The organism is Geodermatophilus sabuli, assembly GCF_010686765.1.
Taxonomy (GTDB): domain Bacteria; phylum Actinomycetota; class Actinomycetes; order Mycobacteriales; family Geodermatophilaceae; genus Geodermatophilus; species Geodermatophilus sabuli_A.
In genome coordinates this window covers 215,944-236,727 of record NZ_JAAGWF010000010.1, presented here as the reverse complement: position 1 = coordinate 236,727, position 20,784 = coordinate 215,944, and the positions used below count along the sequence as shown (strand labels likewise).

20 protein-coding genes and 4 tRNA genes are annotated in these 20,784 nt (G+C 73.4%); 13 read left to right on the top strand and 11 right to left on the bottom strand.

From position 1 onward, the window contains the following. Nucleotides 1-195 precede the first annotated feature (195 nt). From GCU56_RS11615 to GCU56_RS11595, 5 genes are all read right to left on the bottom strand, one after another. Entirely contained in the window at nucleotides 196-1,047 is an 852-nt protein-coding gene (locus GCU56_RS11615) for an ABC transporter ATP-binding protein (protein ID WP_204331891.1), read from the bottom strand. Further along, the gene (locus GCU56_RS11610) at nucleotides 1,040-2,086 is read right to left on the bottom strand and encodes an ABC transporter ATP-binding protein (RefSeq protein ID WP_163481874.1); all 1,047 of its coding nucleotides are present in this window, start codon (nucleotides 2,084-2,086) and stop codon (nucleotides 1,040-1,042) included. The genes GCU56_RS11615 and GCU56_RS11610 overlap by 8 nt, the downstream gene beginning before the upstream one ends. Beyond that, a complete protein-coding gene (locus tag GCU56_RS11605) occupies nucleotides 2,076-3,074 on the bottom strand; it encodes a branched-chain amino acid ABC transporter permease (RefSeq protein ID WP_163481873.1) in 999 nt (332 codons plus the stop codon). Before GCU56_RS11605 ends, GCU56_RS11610 begins: the two co-directional genes overlap by 11 nt. A 4-nt stretch (nucleotides 3,075-3,078) precedes the next feature. Then, nucleotides 3,079-4,350 carry a branched-chain amino acid ABC transporter permease gene (locus GCU56_RS11600; protein WP_345771786.1) on the bottom strand — a complete coding sequence of 424 codons (1,272 nt, stop codon included), beginning with the start codon at nucleotides 4,348-4,350 and terminating at the stop codon, nucleotides 3,079-3,081. A 258-nt stretch (nucleotides 4,351-4,608) separates the two neighbouring features. Further along, complete coding sequence (locus tag GCU56_RS11595) at nucleotides 4,609-5,013, bottom strand: hotdog fold thioesterase (RefSeq protein WP_163481872.1); 405 nt, start codon at nucleotides 5,011-5,013, stop codon at nucleotides 4,609-4,611. Between the two features lie 80 nt (nucleotides 5,014-5,093). Between GCU56_RS11595 and polA the strand changes: the two genes are divergently transcribed. The 3 genes from polA to GCU56_RS11580 all read left to right on the top strand — a co-directional run bounded on the left by polA (nucleotide 5,094) and on the right by GCU56_RS11580 (nucleotide 10,148). Continuing rightward, complete coding sequence (polA, locus tag GCU56_RS11590) at nucleotides 5,094-7,832, top strand: DNA polymerase I (RefSeq protein ID WP_163481871.1); 2,739 nt, start codon at nucleotides 5,094-5,096, stop codon at nucleotides 7,830-7,832. A 115-nt stretch (nucleotides 7,833-7,947) separates the two neighbouring features. Continuing rightward, the gene (locus GCU56_RS11585; protein ID WP_163481870.1) at nucleotides 7,948-9,147 is read left to right on the top strand and encodes an FAD-dependent oxidoreductase; all 1,200 of its coding nucleotides are present in this window, start codon (nucleotides 7,948-7,950) and stop codon (nucleotides 9,145-9,147) included. Then, complete coding sequence (locus GCU56_RS11580; protein ID WP_163481869.1) at nucleotides 9,144-10,148, top strand: alpha/beta fold hydrolase; 1,005 nt, start codon at nucleotides 9,144-9,146, stop codon at nucleotides 10,146-10,148. Before GCU56_RS11585 ends, GCU56_RS11580 begins: the two co-directional genes overlap by 4 nt. A 12-nt stretch (nucleotides 10,149-10,160) precedes the next feature. On the opposite strand, the gene GCU56_RS11575 is transcribed toward GCU56_RS11580, so the two are convergent. Further along, complete coding sequence (locus GCU56_RS11575; RefSeq protein ID WP_163481868.1) at nucleotides 10,161-11,000, bottom strand: class I SAM-dependent methyltransferase; 840 nt, start codon at nucleotides 10,998-11,000, stop codon at nucleotides 10,161-10,163. A gap of 212 nt (nucleotides 11,001-11,212) precedes the next feature. On the opposite strand from GCU56_RS11575, the gene rpsA reads away from it, so the two are divergent. Continuing rightward, entirely contained in the window at nucleotides 11,213-12,679 is a 1,467-nt protein-coding gene (gene rpsA, locus GCU56_RS11570) for a 30S ribosomal protein S1 (protein WP_163481867.1), read from the top strand. 167 nt (nucleotides 12,680-12,846) lie between these two features. On the opposite strand, the gene GCU56_RS23940 is transcribed toward rpsA, so the two are convergent. Continuing rightward, nucleotides 12,847-13,008: a hypothetical protein gene (locus GCU56_RS23940; RefSeq protein WP_239522094.1), complete on the bottom strand. Its 162-nt coding sequence runs from the start codon at nucleotides 13,006-13,008 to the stop codon at nucleotides 12,847-12,849. 258 nt (nucleotides 13,009-13,266) lie between these two features. On the opposite strand from GCU56_RS23940, the gene coaE reads away from it, so the two are divergent. Then, complete coding sequence (gene coaE / locus GCU56_RS11560; RefSeq protein WP_163481865.1) at nucleotides 13,267-13,863, top strand: dephospho-CoA kinase; 597 nt, start codon at nucleotides 13,267-13,269, stop codon at nucleotides 13,861-13,863. A gap of 59 nt (nucleotides 13,864-13,922) precedes the next feature. On the opposite strand, the gene GCU56_RS11555 is transcribed toward coaE, so the two are convergent. The 4 genes from GCU56_RS11555 to GCU56_RS11540 all read right to left on the bottom strand — a co-directional run bounded on the left by GCU56_RS11555 (nucleotide 13,923) and on the right by GCU56_RS11540 (nucleotide 14,748). Then, nucleotides 13,923-13,997: transfer RNA gene (locus GCU56_RS11555), tRNA-Val, on the bottom strand. 48 nt (nucleotides 13,998-14,045) lie between these two features. Beyond that, nucleotides 14,046-14,116 (bottom strand) — tRNA-Cys (locus GCU56_RS11550). A 41-nt stretch (nucleotides 14,117-14,157) separates the two neighbouring features. Then, a tRNA-Gly gene (locus GCU56_RS11545) sits at nucleotides 14,158-14,230 on the bottom strand. 68 nt (nucleotides 14,231-14,298) lie between these two features. Further along, nucleotides 14,299-14,748, bottom strand: a complete 450-nt coding sequence (locus GCU56_RS11540; protein WP_163481864.1) for an SsgA family sporulation/cell division regulator — start codon at nucleotides 14,746-14,748, stop codon at nucleotides 14,299-14,301. A 138-nt stretch (nucleotides 14,749-14,886) separates the two neighbouring features. Between GCU56_RS11540 and GCU56_RS11535 the strand changes: the two genes are divergently transcribed. From GCU56_RS11535 to GCU56_RS11500, 8 genes are all read left to right on the top strand, one after another. After that, on the top strand, nucleotides 14,887-15,525 hold the full coding sequence (locus GCU56_RS11535; protein ID WP_163481863.1) for a sigma-70 family RNA polymerase sigma factor: 639 nt from the start codon (nucleotides 14,887-14,889) through the stop codon (nucleotides 15,523-15,525). Beyond that, nucleotides 15,522-16,403 (top strand): anti-sigma factor domain-containing protein, encoded by an 882-nt coding sequence (locus tag GCU56_RS11530; protein ID WP_163481862.1) that lies wholly within the window; start codon nucleotides 15,522-15,524, stop codon nucleotides 16,401-16,403. Before GCU56_RS11535 ends, GCU56_RS11530 begins: the two co-directional genes overlap by 4 nt. Before the next feature lie 14 nt (nucleotides 16,404-16,417). Then, a complete protein-coding gene (locus tag GCU56_RS11525; protein WP_345771785.1) occupies nucleotides 16,418-16,882 on the top strand; it encodes a TIGR02611 family protein in 465 nt (154 codons plus the stop codon). Between the two features lie 26 nt (nucleotides 16,883-16,908). After that, nucleotides 16,909-16,980, top strand: a tRNA-Val gene (locus tag GCU56_RS11520). Nucleotides 16,981-17,066: 86 nt separating this feature from the next. After that, complete coding sequence (locus GCU56_RS11515) at nucleotides 17,067-17,516, top strand: HNH endonuclease (protein WP_163481861.1); 450 nt, start codon at nucleotides 17,067-17,069, stop codon at nucleotides 17,514-17,516. Beyond that, the gene (locus GCU56_RS11510; protein WP_345771784.1) at nucleotides 17,513-18,070 is read left to right on the top strand and encodes an MOSC N-terminal beta barrel domain-containing protein; all 558 of its coding nucleotides are present in this window, start codon (nucleotides 17,513-17,515) and stop codon (nucleotides 18,068-18,070) included. The genes GCU56_RS11515 and GCU56_RS11510 overlap by 4 nt, the downstream gene beginning before the upstream one ends. Nucleotides 18,071-18,171: 101 nt before the next feature. Beyond that, nucleotides 18,172-20,199, top strand: coding sequence for a threonine--tRNA ligase (gene thrS, locus GCU56_RS11505; protein WP_163481860.1), 2,028 nt, complete (start codon nucleotides 18,172-18,174; stop codon nucleotides 20,197-20,199). Beyond that, nucleotides 20,196-20,783 carry an HIT family protein gene (locus GCU56_RS11500; RefSeq protein WP_163481859.1) on the top strand — a complete coding sequence of 196 codons (588 nt, stop codon included), beginning with the start codon at nucleotides 20,196-20,198 and terminating at the stop codon, nucleotides 20,781-20,783. Before thrS ends, GCU56_RS11500 begins: the two co-directional genes overlap by 4 nt. The last annotated feature ends 1 nt before the right edge of the window (nucleotide 20,784 follow it).

Genomic DNA, 20,784 nt, shown 5'->3' with positions numbered 1-20,784 from the left:
CGGTGCCGGGCCACTGTCGCGTCCCGGGCAGGCCGGCCCTGCCGGTGCGGTCGGGGGCGGCCGGTCGGCGGGCCCCCGCGGACGAGGGGTGCTCCGGGGCGGGCGACCGGGGGGTGTGAGCGACTCCCTCCGGCAACGACGACGGCGCCGCCACCCACGGGAGGGTGGCGGCGCCGTCGCGGCGTCCCGAGGGGCTCAGGTCGTCTTGGCGAGCGTCCCGAGGTAGAGCTCGATGACCTTGGGGTCGTGCATGAGCGACTCACCGGTGTCGGTGTAGGCGTTGCGGCCCTGGTCGAGCACGTAGCCGCGGTCGCAGATCTGCAGGCAGCGGCGGGCGTTCTGCTCGACCATGATGATCGAGACGCCGGTGGCGTTGATCCGCCGGCAGCGGATGAACACCTCGTCCTGGTAGGCGGGGGAGAGGCCGGCCGAGGGCTCGTCGAGCAGGAGTACCGACGGGTCCATCATCAGTGCCCGGCCCATCGCGACCATCTGCCGCTCGCCACCGGACAGGGCGCCGGCCTTCCCCTTGCGCCGCTCGCCGAGCAGCGGGAAGAGGTCGATGACGTAGTCGAAGCGCTCCTTGAACGTCTTCGGCCGCAGGTAGACGCCCATCTGCATGTTCTCCTCGATGGTGAGCGAGGGGAACACGTTGTTGTTCTGGGGGACGTAGCCGACGCCCAGGGACACCAGCCGGTGGGCGGGGGCGGAGGTGATGTCCTCCCCGCGCAGGGTCACCGAGCCCGACCGCACGGGGATCAGCCCGAACAGCGTCTTGAGCAGGGTGGACTTGCCCGCCCCGTTCGGCCCGATGATCCCGACGAGCTCGCCGTCCTGCAGGTAGAAGTCGCAGCCGCGGAGGATGTTGACCCCGGGCACGTAGCCGGCGACGAGGTCGTCGCCCCGAACGAGGGCACCCTCGGCGAGCCGGACGTGCTCCTCGCGGGTGGCGGCCTTCTCGGCGGGGGAGAGTTGCGCGGCGACGGCCGTGTCGGCGCGGGTCAGGTCCTCGCCCGACTCGTCGACCTCGAACAGCGGGTCACTCATCGGTCGGTCCCTTCCGGTGGGGCGTGGAGTCGAGGACGTCGCCGTCGGCGTTCTCCTCGCGCGCGATCGCCTGCTCGGCCTGGGCGAGGACGCGGTCCTCCTCCTCGACGGTCAGCGGGGCGTCGTGGTGGGCGCCGAGGTAGGCGTCGACCACGGCCTGGTTCTGGCTGATCGACTCCGGGGGACCCTCGGCGATGATCTTGCCGGCGGCCATGACGACGACCCAGTCGCTGATGTCGCGGACGACGTCCATGTCGTGCTCGACGAAGATCACCGTCATGCCCTGCTCGCGGAGGTCCTTGACGTGCCCGAGCAGGCTCTGCGTCAGCGCCGGGTTCACCCCGGCCATCGGCTCGTCGAGCATGACCACCTGCGGGTCGCTCATGAGCGCCCGCGCCATCTCGAGCAGCTTGCGCTGACCGCCGGAGAGGGTGCCGGCGAAGTCGTCCTTCTTGGTGTCCAGCTTGAACCGCCGGAGCAGGTCCATCGCCTTCTCGGTGTTCTCCTTCTCCTGCGTGCGCCAGGTGCCGGGCACCAGCGCGCGCAGGAAGCTCTCGCCACGCTGCCCCTGGGCCCCGAGCAGCATGTTCTGCAGCACGGTGAGCCGGGAGAGCGCCTTGGTGAGCTGGAAGGTGCGCACGACGCCGAGCCGGGCCACCTGGTGCGGGGCGAGCTTGCCGAGCGGTCGGCCGTTGAACGACCAGGTGCCGGTGTTGGGCTGGTCGAACCCGGTGAGCAGGTTGAACAGCGTCGTCTTGCCGGCACCGTTGGGACCGATCAGGCCGGTGATCCCGCCGCGCTGGATCTCCAGGTGGTCGACCGAGACGGCCGTGAGCCCACCGAAGGTGCGGGTGACCCCGTCGACGACGACGGCGGCGTCGGGCTTGGCGACGCCCACCTCCCAGGGCAGGTCGCGCAGTGCCGCCTGGGCCCGCCGCTGCGGGGCGTCCCCGCTCTGCCACGCCTGGGCCGGGGGCTGCTCGGGCGGCGTGCCCGCACCGGAGGCGGTGGCCCCGTGCGGAGTCGGGTCAGCGGGCATCGAGCATCACCTCTCGTCGGTCACCGAAGATGCCCTGCGGCCGGAAGATCAACAACAGCATGAGACCCACGCCGACGAGCACGAAGCGGATCTGCGCGACGTCCGTGGAGGACAGCAGCCCCTCGGGGATGATGCCGTTGTCGATGAGCAGCCGGAGGCCGGTGTCGGCGAACTGCAGGATGAACAGCAGGATCATGGCGCCCACGACCGGGCCGAGCACCCGCGCGGCACCGCCGAGGATCAGGGCCGCGTAGGCCAGGAACGTGTTGGCGTTCTGGTACTGGTCGGGGACCGCCGACCCGGTGCCGACGGCGTACACCATGCCGCCCAGGGCACCGAGGATCCCGCCGAGCACCAGGGCCTGCATCTTGTAGACGTAGACGTTCTTGCCCAGTGAGCGGACGGCGTCCTCGTCCTCGCGGATCGACTTCAGGACCCGGCCCCACGGGCTGCGCATCAGCGCCCAGATCAGCAGCCCGGAGAGCACCACGATCACCCAGCCGACCAGCGCGACCCACAGCTCGCCGCCGGACCAGGTGGTGCCGAGGATCCGGTACCGCTCGTTCGTGGCCCAGGGCGCGAGCCCGATGAAGTCGCCGTTGAAGGCCGACAGGCCGCGGGTGCCGTTGGTGACCGGCGTGGCCGACACCGACCGGAACAGCAGCCGTAGGCCCTCCGCCGTGGCGATGGTCGCGATGGCCAGGTAGTCCGCACGCAGGCGCAGCGTCGGCAGGCCGAGCAGCAGGGCGAGGACGACGGCGGCCAGCAGCCCGACCAGCACGCCGACCCAGAAGGGCAGGCCCCACTGGCTGACCGAGATGGCGATGCCGAACCCGCCGAGGAGCGCGAAGGCGATCTGGCCGAAGTTGAGCAGCCCGGCGTAGCCGAACTGCACGTTGATGCCGACGGCCAGCAGCGCGAAGAAGATCGCCTGGAAGCCCAGCGCCGACTTGCCGGCGACGGCCAGTGCGTTGAGGAGGTCTCCCATGGGGTCAGCCGATCCGTGCGCGGCTGCCCAGGATGCCCTGGGGCCGGATGACGAGGATGACGATCAAGAGCAGGAGCCCTCCGACGTACTTCACGTCATTCGGGATGACGAGGGTCGACATCTGCACGAACACGCCGACGATGAGGCTGCCCACCAGGGCGCCGTAGGCGGTCCCGAGGCCGCCGAGGGTGACGCCGGCGAACATCAGCAGCAGCAGGCGGAAGCCCATGTCCCACTGCACCTGGTCCGACAGGCCCAGGAGGACGCCGCCGAGCGCGGCCAGGGCGCCGCCCATCATCCACACGACCAGGATGACCCGGTTGACGTCGATGCCGGACGAGGCGGCGAGGTCGCGGTTGTCGGAGACCGCACGCATGGCCTTGCCGATCTTGGTGCGCTGCAGCATGACCGCGACCAGGACCAGGACGACGATCGAGATGATGATCGAGGCCAGCGACCGGTTGGTCAGCGTGAACAGGCCGTAGTCCACCGCCCGCCCGGTCGGGAAGTCGTAGGGGCTGGACCGCCCGCCGTAGACGATCTGGATCAGGTAGCGCAGCAGCAGCGACAGGCCGATCGAGATGACCAGGGCCGCGACCAGGCCGGTGCCCCGGCGGCGCAGCGGCCGCCAGAGCCCCAGCTCGCTGATCGCGCCCACCGCGGCACCGACCACCATCGCGATGATGGTCGCCGGGATCAGCGACACCCCGCCCTGCACGTTGACGTACCAGGCGGCGATGGCGCCGATGGTGACCAGCTCGCCGTGCGCGAAGTTGGTCAGCCCCGTCGTCCCGAAGATCAGGGAGAGGCCGACGGCGGCCATCGCGATCAGCAGGCCGAAGCGGATGCCGTCGACCAGCAGCTGGACGGCCCGGACCGTGCCGCCGCCGGAGCCGCGGCTGCCGTCCTCGAGACCGATGATGACCGCCTGGCGGCGGCCCTCGTCGACGGTGACGGTGCGGTTGTCCTCGCCCGCCAGCTCGACGGTGTCGGGCAGGTCGTCGGCGTCGATCGTGACGACGTACTGGCCGGGACCCGGGACCTCGACCGCCCAGCGGCCCTCCTCGTCGGTCTCGACCTCGTCGACCTCGTCGCCGTCCGCCGTCGTGACCGTGACCTGCACGCCCTCGATGGGGCCGCTGCGGCTGGTCTGCAGGGTCCCGAGCACCTGCTCCGTGGGACCGGTCTCCTCGGGCTGGGCCGACGCGGTGCCGGCGCCCAGCGCGGCGATGCCCGCCGTGAAGAGGGCGACGAGGAACAGTCGCAGGAGCAGCACCGGGCGGGAACGGCCGGAGCCGGTGGCCGGTGGGCCGGTACGGGGGTCCCCCGGACCGGACCGTCGACCGCGGCGTCGAACCCGGTCTGGAGCGTGCGTCACTCGACCTCCCTGGCGTCTGAGTGGGCAGGACCCTAACCCGCCTCTGTTGCCAGCCGATCGCCGAGCGGTGAGCTGTGACCTTTCCGCGACACGCCGTGGCGCCTCGTCATCCCATCGGGTGGTGCGCCGCCGGGTGCCGTCGAGGGCCGCTGCGGCTCAGGTGGAGGACAGCATGCAGGTCAGTCGCGCGGTCGCCGTCGGCCGTCCCCGCTCGTCGCTGACCTCCACCCGGAAGGTGGCCAGCGTGCGTCCCCGCCGGACCGGCGTGGCGACCGCGGTGACGACGCCGGAGGTCGCCGCGCGCAGGTAGCTGACGTTGAGCTCCACCCCGACGCAGCGGCGGCCGGGACCGGCGCCCAGCGCGGCGGCCCACGAGCCGACCGTCTCCACGAGCGCGCACGTCGCCCCGCCGTGCAGCAGCCCCATCGGCTGCTGGTTGCCGTCCACGGGCATCCGGGCGACGAGGTGGTCGGGGTCGTAGTCGGTGATCTCGATGCCCAGTTTGTCGTCGAGGGGGCTGGAGTGGCCGGCGGGGAGCCAGTCGGGTCGGGCGAGGGTCACCCCGGCACGGTAACCAGCGGCCTGGGCCCGCCCGTCGCGCCCTGCTGGGGTGTCGGTGGGCGCCCCTAAGCTGGGCCCCGATGTCCGCTCCCGCGCCCAGCGCCGTCGACGCCGCCCCCGCCACGCCGGGAGTCCGCCCCCGGCTGCTCCTCCTCGATGGCCACTCGCTGGCCTACCGCGCGTTCTTCGCGCTGCCCGTGGAGAACTTCTCCACGACCACCGGGCAGCCGACCAACGCGGTCTACGGCTTCACGTCGATGCTCATCAACATCCTGCGCGACGAGCAGCCCTCGCACCTCGCCGTCGCCTTCGACGTCGGCCGCAAGACGTTCCGGAGCGAGATCTACGCCGAGTACAAGGCCAACCGCACCGAGAGCCCGACGGACTTCCGCGGCCAGGTCAGCCTCATCCAGGAGGTGCTCGGCGCACTGCGGGTGCCGGTCATCACCGCCGAGGGCTACGAGGCCGACGACGTCATCGCCACCCTCACGGTGCAGGCCGTCGAGCAGGGCATGGACGTGCTGATCGGCACCGGCGACCGCGACGCGCTCCAGTTGGTCAACGAGCACGTCACCGTGCTGTACCCCCGCAAGGGCGTCTCCGACCTCACCCGGTTCACGCCGGAGGAGGTCGAGACCAAGTACGGGCTGTCCCCGGCGCAGTACCCGGACTTCGCCGCCCTGCGCGGCGACCCCAGCGACAACCTGCCCAGCATCCCGAGCGTGGGGGAGAAGACGGCGGCCAAGTGGGTCCGCGAGTACGGCTCCCTGGACGCGCTGGTCGACCAGGTCGACACCGTCAAGGGCAAGGTCGGCGACAAGCTGCGCGAGCACCTGTCCTCGGTGCTCCAGAACCGCCTGCTGACCGAGCTGGACCGCGCCGTGCCGCTGGAGCTGGGCCCGGCCGACCTCGCCGTCCGCGCGTGGGACCGCAACGAGGTGCACACCCTCTTCGACAACCTGCAGTTCCGCGTCCTGCGCGACCGGCTGTTCGCCACCCTCACCAGCGCCGAGCCGGAGGTCGAGGGGGGCTTCGACGTCACCGTCGACGAGCTGCCCGCGGGCGGGCTGGCCGACTGGCTGGGTGCGCACGCCCGGACGGGGCGCACCGGCGTCGTCTTCCGCGGCACCTGGGGGCGGGGGACCGGTGAGCTGACCGGCCTGGCGCTGGCCGCGGCCGACGACCACACCACGTTCGTCGACCTCGGCCCCGGGCTGGACGTCGCCGACGAGCAGGCGCTGGCGGCCTGGCTGGCTGACCCGTCCACCCCCAAGGTCGTGCACGAGGTGAAGGGGCCGCTGCTGGCCGTGTGGGCCCGCGGCTGGGAGCTCGAGGGCATGGTGAGCGACACCGCGCTCGCCGCCTACCTGGCCCTGCCCGGCCAGCGCTCGTTCGACCTCGGCGACCTCGCCGTCCGCTACCTGCGCCGCGAGCTCAAGGACGACGCCGCTCCCGACGCCCAGCTCACCCTCGACGGGATGGGCCCCTCGGAGGAGGACGTCGCCCGCGAGGCCGCGCACGCCGACGTCCTCAAGGCCGTCGCGGTCAACGACCTCTCCGATGCGCTGGAGAGCGTGCTCGGCCAACGCGGCGGCGACGCCCTCCTGGGCGGGATCGAGCTGCCGCTGACGCGGGTGCTGGCCGCCATGGAGTACCGGGGCATCGCCGCGGACCTGGACTTCCTGCTGCAGCTGCAGCAGGAGTTCGCCGAGGGCGTCGCCGACGCCGCGGCCGAGTGCTACGCGGTGATCGGCCGCGAGGTGAACCTCGGGTCGCCCAAACAGCTGCAGGCGGTGCTGTTCGACGAGCTGGGCCTGCCCAAGACGAAGAAGATCAAGTCCGGGTACACGACCGACGCCGAGGCGCTGACCTCGCTGCTGGCCGCCACCGGCCACCCGTTCCTCGAGCACCTGCTGCGCCACCGGGACGTCACCCGGCTGCGCACGGTCATCGACGGCCTGATCCCGATGGTCGACGACGCCGGGCGGATCCACACCACGTTCCAGCAGACGATCGCCGCCACCGGCCGGTTGTCCTCGACCGACCCGAACCTGCAGAACATCCCGATCCGCACGGCCGAGGGCCGCCGCATCCGCCAGGCGTTCGTCGTGGGGGCCGGCTACGAGTCGCTGATGACGGCCGACTACAGCCAGATCGAGATGCGGATCATGGCCCACCTCTCCAGCGACGAGGGCCTGATCGAGGCCTTCATGTCCGGGGAGGACCTGCACTCCTTCGTCGCGTCCAAGGCCTTCGACATCCCGATCGAGGACGTCGACCCCGAGATGCGCCGCCGGATCAAGGCGATGAGCTACGGCCTGGCCTACGGGCTGTCGGCCTACGGCCTGGCGCAGCAGCTGCGGATCACCCCCGAGGAGGCGCGCGGCCAGATGCACGCCTACTTCGAGCGCTTCGGGGGCATCCGCGACTACCTCGACGGCGTGGTCGACGACGCCCGGCAGACCGGGTACACCGAGACGACGCTCGGCCGCCGCCGCTACCTGCCCGACCTGACCAGCGACAACCGGCAGCGCCGCGAGATGGCCGAGCGGATGGCGCTCAACGCCCCCATCCAGGGCTCCGCGGCCGACGTCATCAAGGTCGCGATGCTGGGCGTGGAGAAGGCGATCGCGACCGAGGGCCTGCGGTCGCGGATGGTGCTGCAGGTCCACGACGAACTGGTGCTCGAGGTCGCCCCGGGCGAGCGGGAGACCCTGGAGGCGCTGGTCCGCCGGGAGATGGCCGGCGCCGCCCAGCTCTCGGTCCCGCTGGAGGTCTCCGTGGGCTTCGGGGCCAGCTGGGACGCCGCCGCCCACTGAGCGGCCCCTCCAGGGCCCGCCGCGAGCGTGCCAGTGGTGGGGAGGAAGGGGTCCTCTCTGCCGCCAGGCGGACGCGCGGTTGATCGCCGTGGGTGGGAGGGGCAGCGTCCAGGCCATGAGCGACGACGCAGTGCTGGTGGTGGGCGCCGGGCCGGTGGGGATCCTCAACGCCCTCGGGCTGGCGCGGGCCGGCGTCCCGGTGACCGTGCTCGACCGCGCTCCCGGGGTGTCCTGGTCGCCACGGGCGGCGATCTACCACTGGGCGGTCCTGGAGGGCCTCGACCGGCTCGGCATCTACGAGCAGGCCGCGGCCCGCGGTCTCCTCAAGCAGGACTACGAGTACCGGGCCCACCGCACCGGCGAGCGGGTGCGCTTCGGCCTCGACTCCCTCGAGGGGCTGGTCGCCCGCCCCTACAACCTGCACCTGGGTCAGGGAGCCCTCGTCCAGCTCGCCCTCGACGAGCTGGCCGCCCACCCGTCCGTGCGGGTGCTGTGGCAGCACGCCGTCCGCGCCGTGATGCAGGACGACGCGGGCGTCACGCTCACGGTCGACACCCCGTCCGGCGCCGAGACCTTCCGCGCCGCGTGGGTGATCGGCGCCGACGGGGCCTCCAGTGCCGTCCGCGCCGCGCTCGGGCTGCCGTTCGAGGGGTTCACCTGGCCCGAGCGCTTCGTGGCCACGAACATCCGCTACCCGTTCGGCGAGCACGGCTTCGCGCAGAACACCTTCATCGTCGACGACGTCTACGGGGCGGTCGTCGCCAAGCTCGACGACAGCGGCGGGCCGGGGCTGTGGCGCTACACCTACTGCGAGTCCGTGGACCAGCCCGAGGACGGCGTCCTCGCGCGGATGCCGGCGTTCCACCGGGCGGTCCTGCCCACGCCGGACGACGTCGAGGTCGTGGAGTGGGCTCCCTACCGCATGCACCAGCGGGTCGTGCCCCGCTTCCGCGAGGGCAGGGTGCTGCTGGCCGGCGATGCCGCCCACGTCACGAACCCCTCCGGTGGGCTGGGCCTGACCGGCGGCCTGTTCGACACCTTCGTCCTCACCGAGGCACTGGCCGCCGTCGTCCACGGCGCGGCCGACGACTCGGTGCTGGACGCCTACGCCCGCGAGCGGCGCCGGGTCTTCGTCGAGATGGTGGACCCGGTGGCCACCGCGATCAAGAAGATGATCTTCCACACGGGGGACCCGGACGAGCTGGAGCGACAGCTGGCCGGGCTGCGCCGGCTGGCCTCCGACCGCGAGGCGCTGATCGCGCGGCTCATGGCGACCAAGGCGATGGAGACGCCGTCGCTGATCGGCGCCCGGTGACCGCGGCCGACGGCGTGGAGCGGGCCGCCGGTGCCCGGGCGCCGCACGAGGACGCCGTCCCCGCGCACCGGCGGCGCGGTGCCTTCTGGCTGCCCGGCGACCTGCGGGAGGACGAGCGCGGTCCCTGGCAGCTCGGCCCGGCGTGGGTGCAGTGGGAGGCGCCGGCCGAGCCGGCCGGCCGGCCGACGCTGGTGCTGGTGCACGGCGGGGGCAGCCAGTCCACCGACTGGCTGGGGACGACCGGCGCCGACGCGGGATGGGCCGAGCTGGCCGTCCGGGACGGCCACCCGGTCTACCTGCTCGACCGGCCGGGGCACGGTCGCTCGCCCTGGGACCCGGCGCGCCTCGGGCTGCGGACCCCGTTCCCCGACCACGCGGGGCTGGACTTCCTGGTGCCCCGTGACGGCGAGCGCGCGGCCGCGCACACCGCCTGGCCCTGGGCGCGGACGGCGGGCACACCGCACGCCGACGCGCAGGTGGCCTCGTCCTCGGGGCTGCTGCTGGACATGGCACTGGGGCAGGACCTCGACGCCCGCCGGCTCGTCGACCTGCTGCTCCGCACCGGACCGGCCGTCGTCGTCGCGGCGTCCGCCGGTGCGCCGGCCGCCTGGCTGGCCGCCGACCGCGCCCCCGGCCTGGTGACGGCGGTGGTGGCCCTGGAGCCGCTGGGTCCGCCCTACCTGGAGCTGGGTCCGCTGGGCCGGCTGTCCGACGGGCTGACCGCGGTTCCCCTCGCCCGGTCCGCCGCCGGAGGACCGACCCGGCTGGCCGGCCTCCCGGTGTGCGTGGTCACCGGCGAGGCCTCCGGCCGGCTGGCTGCCGACCGGGCCACGGTGGCCCACCTGCGTGACGGCGGCGCGCGCGTCGACCACCTGGAGCTCGCCGCGCACGGGGTGCGCGGCAACGGGCACGGGTTGGCGGCCGAGGCGAACAACGCCGAGTCGTGGGCCCTGGTCGCCGAGTGGATCGGTACGGCCACAGCGGGCTCACCCTCGACCTGAGGTCGATGCTCCTCAGGCGCGGCGGGTGACCAGGACGAGCGTCCCCGGCACCAGCGCGCCGCGGGCCGGGGACCACTGCCCCCACTCCTGGGTGCGGCCCGGTGCCCACTCGGGCTCGACCAGGTCCTCGAGCACGAGGCCGGCGCCGACGACGGCCCGGACCCAGTCGCCGACGGTGCGGTGGTGCTCGACGTACACCGCCCGGCCGTCGTCGTCGGTCTCCACGTAGGGCCGCCGGTCGAAGTACGAGGAGACGATCCGCAGGTCCTCGGGGTCGGGGGAGTCGGGGAAGGGCCAGCGCATCGGGTGGTTGACCGACGCCACGAAGCGGCCCCCCGGACGCAGCACGCGGGCGATCTCGGCGAGCGCCGTCCCGACGTCGGAGACGAAGGGCAGCCCGCCGTAGGCCGAGCAGGCCAGGTCCACGCTCGCGGAGGCCAGCGGCAGCGCGCCGGCGTCGGCCTGGACCAGCGGGACGTCGATGCCGGTGGCGCGGTTGAGCTGGGCGGCCCGGGCCAGCATCCCGCCGGACAGGTCCAGCGCGACGACGTCGGCCCCCGCGCGGCGCAGCCACCGCGCGCACGGCGCCGATCCGCAGCCCACCTCGAGCACCCGCCGCCCGGCGACGTCGCCCAGCAGGTGCGCGTCGCCCTCCCGGAGACCCTCCGGGCACCACAGGAAGTCGACGTCCCCCAGGTCGCGGCCGTGCTCGGCCAGGTAGGCGGGGGCCGCGGCGTCCCACCAGCGACGGTTGGCGCGGGCGGACTCCGCCGCGCCCGCCGGCCGGCGGGACACCCCGCTGGGAGCCGGGTAGCCGTCACTGCCGAGGGGGAGGTTTCTCGGGCCGCTCATGACACGCCGATCGTGACACGCCGCACCCTCGGGACGGCGGCAGACCCAGGTGGACCCGATTGCCGCAGGCTACGTACCATGGGAATGCGCCAGAGGTCTGTCTGTGCTGGTCCCATCGGGTTCGGCGCGCGCCGGCTCTCCCCGCTCCCTGCGGTCACCCGGCCGCGGGGCTCCCTGTCCCTACGCACCCCCCGTCCGGAGCACTCGACCACATGACCTCCACCCAGGTCCGTCCTTCCAGCACTCCCCAGGTCGCCATCAACGACATCGGCTCCGCCGAGGACTTCCTCGCGGCGATCGACCAGACGATCAAGTACTTCAACGATGGCGACATCGTCGAGGGCGTCATCGTCAAGGTCGACCGGGACGAGGTGCTGCTGGACATCGGCTACAAGACCGAGGGCGTCATCCCCTCGCGTGAACTCTCCATCAAGCACGACGTCGACCCCAACGAGGTCGTCAAGGTCGGCGACGAGGTGGAAGCCCTGGTCCTCCAGAAGGAGGACAAGGAAGGGCGGCTGATCCTCTCCAAGAAGCGCGCCCAGTACGAGCGCGCCTGGGGCACGATCGAGGCCAAGAAGGAAGCCGACGAGGTCGTCACCGGCACCGTCATCGAGGTCGTCAAGGGTGGCCTCATCCTCGACATCGGCCTGCGCGGGTTCCTCCCCGCCTCGCTGGTCGAGATGCGCCGCGTCCGCGACCTGCAGCCCTACGTCGGCCGCGAGCTCGAGGCGAAGATCATCGAGCTCGACAAGAACCGCAACAACGTCGTCCTCTCCCGCCGCCAGTGGCTGGAGCAGACCCAGTCCGAGGTCCGCAGCGAGTTCCTCAACAAGCTCGCCAAGGGCCAGGTCCGCACGGGCGTCGTCTCCTCGATCGTCAACTTCGGTGCGTTCGTGGACCTGGGCGGCGTCGACGGCCTGGTGCACGTCTCCGAGCTGTCGTGGAAGCACATCGACCACCCGTCCGAGGTCGTCGAGGTGGGCCAGGAGGTCACCGTCGAGGTTCTCGACGTCGACCTGGACCGCGAGCGGGTCTCCCTGTCGCTGAAGGCGACGCAGGAGGACCCGTGGCGTCAGTTCGCCCGCACGCACCAGATCGGGCAGGTCGTCCCCGGCAAGGTCACCAAGCTCGTCCCCTTCGGTGCGTTCGTGCGCGTCGACGAGGGCATCGAGGGCCTGGTGCACATCTCCGAGCTGGCCGAGCGGCACGTCGAGATCCCCGAGCAGGTCGTGCAGGTCGGCGACGAGATCCTGGTCAAGGTCATCGACATCGACCTGGACCGCCGCCGGATCTCGCTCTCGCTCAAGCAGGCCAACGAGGGTGTCGTCGGCGACGAGGACCAGTTCGACCCGGCCGCCTACGGCATGGCCGCGTCCTACGACGCCGAGGGCAACTACATCTACCCCGAGGGCTTCGACCCGGAGACCGGGGAGTGGCGCGAGGGCTTCGACGAGGCCCGCGAGACCTGGGAGCGGCAGTACGCCGAGGCCCAGGCCCGCTTCGAGGCGCACCGCAAGCAGATCGCCGACGCCCGCGCAGCGGACGCCGAGGCGGCTGCCGGCGGCAGCTACTCCAGCGGTGACGTGGAGGCCGGTCCGGAGACCACCTCCGGCGGCACCCTCGCCAGCGACGAGGCGCTCGCCGCCCTGCGGGCCAAGCTGGCCGGCGGGGAGTGACCTCCCGCTAGACGGCTCGACGTCGGAGGCCCAGGACCGTCCCGGTCCTGGGCCTCTGGCCTGTCCCCGGGTGGTCCTCCGGGCACGAGGAGAGGCCCGCGGACGACGTCCACGGGCCTCTCGGCCGCCTCTGCCGCGGCCCCGTCCGGGTGGGACGGGGTTCTTCCTCAGAGGCTGAGGATGATGGCGAACGCGGTGCGCGGCCGGCCGCCGGAGGTGGCGAGGAACTGCCAGGTGTGCCGGCCTGCGGGTGCGGTGGCCGACAGCCAGCGCATGAACGCGTTGCGCGGACGCGCCTGCGTCTCGGCGCGCTCCAGCCGCGCGCGCACGGCCGGCAGGTCGCTGCACCGCACACCGGCGGGACGGCCGGACCGGTGCCGGCCGGGCCCGCGTCGGGCTGCTGCGGGGGAGGACGCGGGGGCGGCGTGGGCGGGACGGGACATGGTGGGTTCTGCCTCTCTCGGCGGGGGGAGATCGCCGAGGCGGACGTTATCCACGGGGCTGGTGTGACTGGAGCGACGCGCCGGGCAGGGTGGACGGGTGTTACCGGTCCGTGATCACGGGCGCGCGCTGACTACCCTCCGCGCATGCTGCGGATCGGGCTGACCGGCGGGATCGGATCGGGCAAGAGCACGGTGGCCGGCCTGCTGGCCGCGCGGGGGGCGCACGTCGTCGACGCCGACCGGATCGCGCGGGAGGTCCTCGAGCCGGGCACGCCCGGGCTGGCCGCGGTCGTCGAGGCCTTCGGCGCAGGCGTGCTGACCCCCGAGGGGACGCTGGACCGGCCGGCGCTGGCCGCGATCGTCTTCGCCGATCCCGCTGCCCGCGCACGGCTGGACGGGATCGTGCACCCGCTCGTCCGCGCCCGCGCCGCCGAGCTCGTCGCCGAGGCGCCGCAGGACGCCGTCGTCGTCCAGGACGTGCCGCTGCTCGTGGAGACCGGTCAGTCGGCCCGCTACGACCTCGTGCTCGTGGTCGAGGCCGACCTGGACACCCGGCTGGCGCGGCTCGCCCAGCGGGGGGTCGCCGAGGACGACGCCCGTGCCCGCATCGCGGCCCAGGCCACCGATGAGCAGCGCCGCGCGGTCGCCGACGTCGTCCTCGACAACAGCGGCCCGCTCACCGGCCTCGAGACGCAGGTGGACCGCTTCTGGACCGAGCGCGTGGCGCCGGCCCTGCGCTGACCGCGGCCCGCCCCCGCGACGCAGCAGAGCCCCGGGCCGCGGCCCGGGGCTCTGCTGTCTGGTGGGCGATACTGGGTTCGAACCAGTGACCTCTACCGTGTCAAGGTAGCGCTCTACCACTGAGCCAATCGCCCGATCCGGCCTGCCGGCCGGCCCGCTCCCACCGCAGTCGGCGAGAGCCGAGGTGGAGACGGGATTTGAACCCGTGTAGACGGCTTTGCAGGCCGTTGCCTCGCCTCTCGGCCACTCCACCGCACACCGGCGCTGGTCTGGCGACCAGCACTCGAGGTCCCGAGCGGACGACGGGATTCGAACCCGCGACCCTCACCTTGGCAAGGTGATGCTCTACCAGCTGAGCCACGTCCGCGTTGGTGTTACGGGGAGAACTCTAACCGACGCCTCGACGGGGTCGAGGAGGGGGGTCCCCTGCGCGGGTCAGCGGCCGGTCGGATCGGCGCCACCGTTGGACAGGAGGGCCGCCAGCTCGCTGTCCACGGCCAGCATCGAGGACTCGTCGCCGACCGGGACGAGGTTCTCGGTCATCTGCAGGAACCCGGCCACCGTGCCCCGGGACACCTCGAACAGTGCCTCGCCGGAGGGGGCGCGGAGGTGGAGGTAGAGGACGTCGCCGGAGGTGCGCGACGGCCACAGCCGCACGTCCCCGTCGCCGGCGGGCCGGTCGAGGCCGGCCGCGAGCAGTTCCCGGCCGAGCAGCCAGGAGATGCCGTCCTCCTCGTCGGCGGCGGTCTCACCGAACGTGATCCGCACCGCGAACGGGTCGCTGACGTCGTAACGGAGCAACGCGGGGACTTCGGTCCAGGACTGCGGTCCGACGAGGTGGAGGGTCGTGGGGCAGGAGTACCCGGGCGCGGAGCGGCTGATCATGTTCCGGACAACGACCTTCCTGGAGCGAGGTCACGCCGGGGCCGTCCCCGGGCGTGTCGTCCCCTTGTGTGCCCCTTCGGGAGCGTCCTGAACCGCTTCTGCTCCCGGCAGCGAAGACCGCGTGTGACGATGGGAGCCGTGAGCCGTCCGGCACGGCGGGTCGCGGACGACTCCGCGGACGCCGACATCCTGCTGCGCATGCATGCGGGGGACCGGGGTGCCGTCGACGACCTCTACGACCGCTTCAGCCGGCCCGCCTTCACGCTGGCCCGGCGCATCCTGGCCGACGACACCCTCGCCGAGGACGTGCTGCAGGACGTCTTCCTCGCCGTGTGGCGCGATCCCGGCGCCTACGACCGCAGCCGCGGCAGCGTCGGCTCGTGGCTGCTGGCGATGGTCCACCACAAGGCCGTGGACGCGGTCCGCCGGGAGGAGTCGCACCGGCGCCGGCAGGGGCGGGCGCAGGACGAGCTCGCCCTGGACCTCCCGACGTCCACCCGGGACGTCGAGGAGGAGGCGTGGCGGGGCGTCGTCTCCGCCAGCGTGCGCAGCGCGCTGGGCGCGCTGCCCGACGTCCAGCGCGAGGCGCTGACCCTCGCCTACTACGGCGGGTACACCCAGCGGGAGGTGGCCGCCCTGACCAGCGCTCCGCTGGGCACGGTCAAGACGCGGATGCTGGCCGGCATGCGCCGGCTGCGCGAGGAGCTCGGCGGCCCCGCGGCCGCACCGGGCAGCGCACTCGACGACGTGGCACCGGTCGACGGGACGGGCCGGTGAGCGGCCCCCGGGGCGCCGCGCCGCGGCGGGACGAGCACGAGACCTACGACGAGCTGGCCGTGGGGTGGGCGCTGGCCGCGCTCGAGCCCGAGGACGAGACCCTCTTCGCCGCCCACCTGCCCGGATGTCCCCGGTGCCGTCGCACCGTCGCGGAGACGACCGAGGTCATGGGCGCGCTGGCGAGCGACCCGCCGGTCGCCGCACCGCCCGACCGCCTGCGGGAGCGACTGCGGGCGGCGGTGCAGGAGACCGGGCAGGTACCGGCCGCGCAGGAGGAGCCGGTCCGCCCGGCAGCGGAGCTGGCGGCGCCGGGCGGCCGGCGCCGCACCGACCTCCCCCCGGCCCCGGAGCACCGGCCGCCGGCGCCGGTCGTCGCCGTGCCGCCGCCGACCCCGTGGCGCCGCGTGCTGCCCAACGCACTCGTCGCCGCGGGGGTCGCGGCGATCCTCGCCCTCGGCACCTGGAACGTCGTCCTCAGCTCGGCGCGGGACCGGGCGCAGGCGGTCGCCGCGCAGCAGGCCGAGATCGTCAACGGGCTGCTCACGCCGGGCCGGGCCACCGTCGCCCCGCTGTCCGGGGACGACGGCGCACCGCTGGCCACCGTCGTCGCGCGCGACGGCGAGGTGCAGGTGGTGAACCACGGGCTGTCGGCCAACAGCGTGGACGACCAGACCTACGTGGTCTGGGGCACCACCGCGGACGCCCCGGTGCCGTTGGGCACCTTCGACGTGATCTCCCCCCAGATGGGCCTCCGGACCGTAAGCTCCGCGTCGTCCGGGCTCGACGACTACACCGGCTACGCCATCAGCCTCGAGCCCGGCCGCCAGGCTCCGTCGACACCGACGGACGTCGTCGCGAGCGGGGAGGTGACCAGCTGACCGATCAGGAGACCGTGGCGCCGCCCGGCGGACGTCGCCCGACCCGCGACCAGCGGCGCGAGCACTTCGCCGAGGACGGTCACCACAGCCTGCGCGAGCGGATCGCCGAGACCCACTGGCGGCAGCGGCTGGCCGCCCGCCGGTCGCTGGACTCCGCCTACCGGATCGGCGTCGGCATCGTCGGTGGCCTCATCGTGGCCGTCGGCCTGGCGACCATCCCCCTGCCCGGCCCGGGCTGGCTCACCGTCATCGCCGGCCTGTTCGTGCTGGCCACCGAGTTCTTCTGGGCCGAGCGGCTGCTGGAGTTCACGAAGAAGCACGTCACGGCCTGGACCGACTGGCTCGGCCGGCAGCCGATCTGGGTGCGCCTGGCGGTGGCGGCCGTCACGGCCGCGTTCGTCTACGGCGTCCTCGTGGTCACCCTGCACCTCATGGGCGTGCCCGACTGGATGCCGGGGTGGGTGCCGCTCTGGCGGTGAGCGTCTGGCAGGATGTGGAGACGCGCGGGCGATTGGCTCAGTGGTAGAGCGCTTCGTTCACACCGAAGAGGTCACTGGTTCGAACCCAGTATCGCCCACCCCCTGCCGAGGCCCGGTCCGCTCACGCGGGCCGGGCCTCCGGTGTTCCGGGCGCCGCCCGCCGGCGAGGGGGACGATGACGGGGATGTCCCGCCGCCCCGCCCCGGTCGACCCGCCCGCCGCCGTGCGGCGCCCCGGCCGCGCCGAGCGGCTGGCCCAGGTGCTGGAGCGGGACGGCGGCACCTGCACCTGGTGCGGCCGCGCCTTCGACCGCCTCGTGCCGCCCACCACCGAGCACGTCGTCCCCCGGGTGAAGGGCGGGCCCTCCTGGCCGGAGAACGAGCTGGCCGCCTGCCGCCGGTGCAACTCCGAGCGGGGGCACCGCACACCGGTGGACTGGCTGGAGGAGTGCGAACGGCGGGGCTGGGCGCCGGACCCGGGCCGGCTGCTGCGGGCGCTGGGCGCCCTGGAGGCGGCGATCGCCCGGGAGGGCGGGCAGCGGCGCGCCCGCCCCTACCTCGACGCCCAGCTGCGCCGGCTGCGGCGCCGGGCCCCGGGCGTCGCCACCCCGCCCCGTCGTAGCGTCGCCTCGTGACCGACGTCGTGGGTTCCGTGGCGCAGCTGAGCGTCTACCCGGTGAAGAGCCTCGCCGGCCGCACCGTGGGCGCGGCCGAGGTCGGGCCCGCGGGTCTGGCGGGGGATCGGGCCTGGATCGTGGTCGACCCGGCCACCGGCGAGCGGGTGACGGTCAAGGCCTCGCCGGCGATGGCGGAGGTGGTCGCCACGGGGGACGGCGAGGCCGACGCGGCGACCCTCGCCGCGGTGCTCGGCCGTCCGGTGCGGCTGGCGCGCGCGGGGGCTCCGCAGCCCGGCGCCGCCGCGGTGCACCTGGTCAGCCGGGCGGCCGTCGACCGGGCCGCCGCGGGGGAGGTGCCCGAGGGGTGCTCGGCCGACGACCCCCGCGCCAACGTCGTCCTCGACCTGCCCGACGGGGCGGACGAACGCAGTTGGGTCGGCCGCACGCTGCGCCTGGGGGAGGTCGAGGTGCACGTCACCCGGACGCCGAAGCACTGCCTCGGCGTCTACGCCGAGGTCCGCTCCGCCGGCACGGTGCGGACGGGAGACCCCGTCGAGCTGGTCGGTCCCTGACCTCGCCGGAGGACGGCCGCCGGTCCGGCCGTCCTCCCGGGGGCAGCGCCGGGTCGCACTAGGCTCGGGGGGTCCGTCCCTCACCACCCTGGAGCGCCTCCGTGTCGACCCCGCCCTCGCCCACCGCCGACGGTCCGGTCCGGGTGCCGGCCGGGACGACGGCGCAGCAGGCGCTCAAGGACGCCGGGGTCCCGCTCAAGGGCGCCGACGGCGCGGTCGTCGTCCGCGATCCCGCCACCGGTGAGCTGAGGGACCTCGCGTGGACCCCGGAGACCGACGTCGAGGTCGAACCGGTGCCCGCCGCCAGCCCCGAGGGCCGGGCGGTGATCCGGCACTCCACCGCGCACGTGCTGGCCCAGGCGGTGCAGGCACTGTTCCCGGGCACCCGGCTGGGCATCGGGCCGCCGGTGGAGAACGGCTTCTACTACGACTTCGACCCCGAGCGGCCCTTCACCCCCGAGGACCTCACCGCCCTCGAGAAGAAGATGACCGAGATCGTCCGCGCGGGGCAGCACTTCGCCCGGCGGGAGGTCAGCGACGCCGACGCGCGGGCCGAGCTCGCCGCCGAGCCCTACAAGCTCGAGCTGATCGGCCTGAAGGGGGGCGAGGCCCCGTCCGAGGACGACGGGGCCTCCGTCGAGGTGGGCGGCGCGCAGCTGACCATGTACGACAACCTCGACCCGCGCACCGGCGAGCGGGTCTGGACCGACCTGTGCCGGGGCCCGCACCTGCCGCGCACCAACGCCATCCCCGCGTTCAGCCTCACCCGGTCGGCCGCCGCGTACTGGCGGGGCAGTGAGAAGAACCCGCAGCTGCAGCGCGTCTACGGCACGGCCTGGGAGAGCAAGGAGGCGCACAAGGCCCACCTGGAGCAGCTGGCCGAGGCCGAGCGCCGCGACCACCGCCGGCTCGGGGTGGAGCTGGACCTGTTCAGCTTCCCGGACGAGATCGGCTCCGGGCTGGCCGTGTTCCACCCCAAGGGCGGCGTCGTCAAGCGCGAGATGGAGGACTACGTCCGCGCGCGGCACCTCGAGGAGGGCTTCGACTACGTCGGGACGCCGCACATCAGCAAGCGCGGCCTGTTCGAGACCTCCGGGCACCTGCCCTACTACGAGGACACGATGTTCCCGGCCATGGAGCTGGAGAACAGCGAGTACTTCCTCAAGGCCATGAACTGCCCCATGCACAACCTGATCTTCCGGTCGCGCGGGCGGTCCTACCGCGAGCTGCCGCTGCGCTTCTTCGAGTTCGGCTCGGTGTACCGGTACGAGAAGTCCGGCGTCGTCCACGGCCTGACCCGCGTGCGTGGGCTCACCCAGGACGACTCGCACAGCTACGTCACCCCGGAGCAGGCACCCGGCGAGATCCGGCACCTGTTGGCCTTCGTGCTCGGCCTGCTGCGCGACTTCGGCCTCGACGACTACCACCTGGAGCTCTCCACCCGCGACGAGAGTCCCAAGTTCATCGGGTCGGACGAGGAGTGGGCGGTCGCCACCCGGGTGCTCGAGGAGGCGGCCCGGGAGACCGGCCTGGAGCTCGTGCCCGACCCGGGTGGGGCGGCCTACTACGGGCCGAAGATCTCCGTGCAGGCCCGCGACGCGATCGGGCGCACCTGGCAGATGTCGACCATCCAGTACGACTTCAACCAGCCGGCCCGCTTCGGTCTGGAGTACAGCGCCGCCGACGGCACCCGCCAGCAGCCGGTGATGATCCACTCGGCGAAGTTCGGGTCGATCGAGCGGTTCTTCGGCGTCCTCACCGAGCACTACGCGGGCGCGTTCCCGGCCTGGCTGGCGCCGGTGCAGGTGGTCGGGATCCCGATCACCGACGAGCAGGTGCCGTACCTGGCCGACGTGGCGCTGCAGCTGCGCGCCCGGGGCATCCGGGTCGAGATCGACGACTCCGACGACCGCATGCAGAAGAAGATCCGCACCGCCAGCAAGCAGAAGGTGCCCTTCGTCCTCATCGCCGGCGCCACCGACGCCGAGGCCGGGGCGGTGTCCTTCCGCTTCCGCGACGGCAGCCAGCACAACGGCGTCCCGGTCGACCAGGCGGTCACCGCGATCGCGCAGTGGGTCGGCAGCCGCGCCAACGTCGACCCCACCGCCGACGCGCTGGTGGCCGGATGAGTGCCGGGACCACCGACGAGCCGGACGTCCGGGTCGCCGTCTCCAGCGACGACGGCGGGCCGACGACGGTCTTCGAGCACCTGTGGACGCCCTACCGGATGGCCTACATCCGCGGGGAGGGCAAGCCCACCGGCGAGCACGACTGCCCGTTCTGCCTGATCCCGCAGATGGACGACGAGGAGGGGCTGGTCGTCGCCCGGGGGGAGCGCGTCTACGCCGTCCTGAACCTCTACCCGTACAACGCCGGCCACCTGATGCTCGTGCCCTACCGGCACGTGCCCGACTACACCGACCTCACCGTCGCCGAGGTGGCCGAGCTCGGGTCGTTCACCCAGGCGGCGATGCGGACCGTGCGGGCGGTCAGCGGCGCGCACGGGTTCAACATCGGCATGAACCAGGGGTCGGTGGCCGGGGCCGGGATCGCCGACCACCTGCACCAGCACGCGGTGCCGCGGTGGGGCGGGGACACCAACTTCATGCCGGTCATCGGGCTGACCCGGGTGCTGCCCGAGGTGCTGCGGGAGACCCGGGCGCTGCTGGCCGGGCAGTGGCCGGTCGCCGCCGGCGCCGCGCGGGAGGACTGAC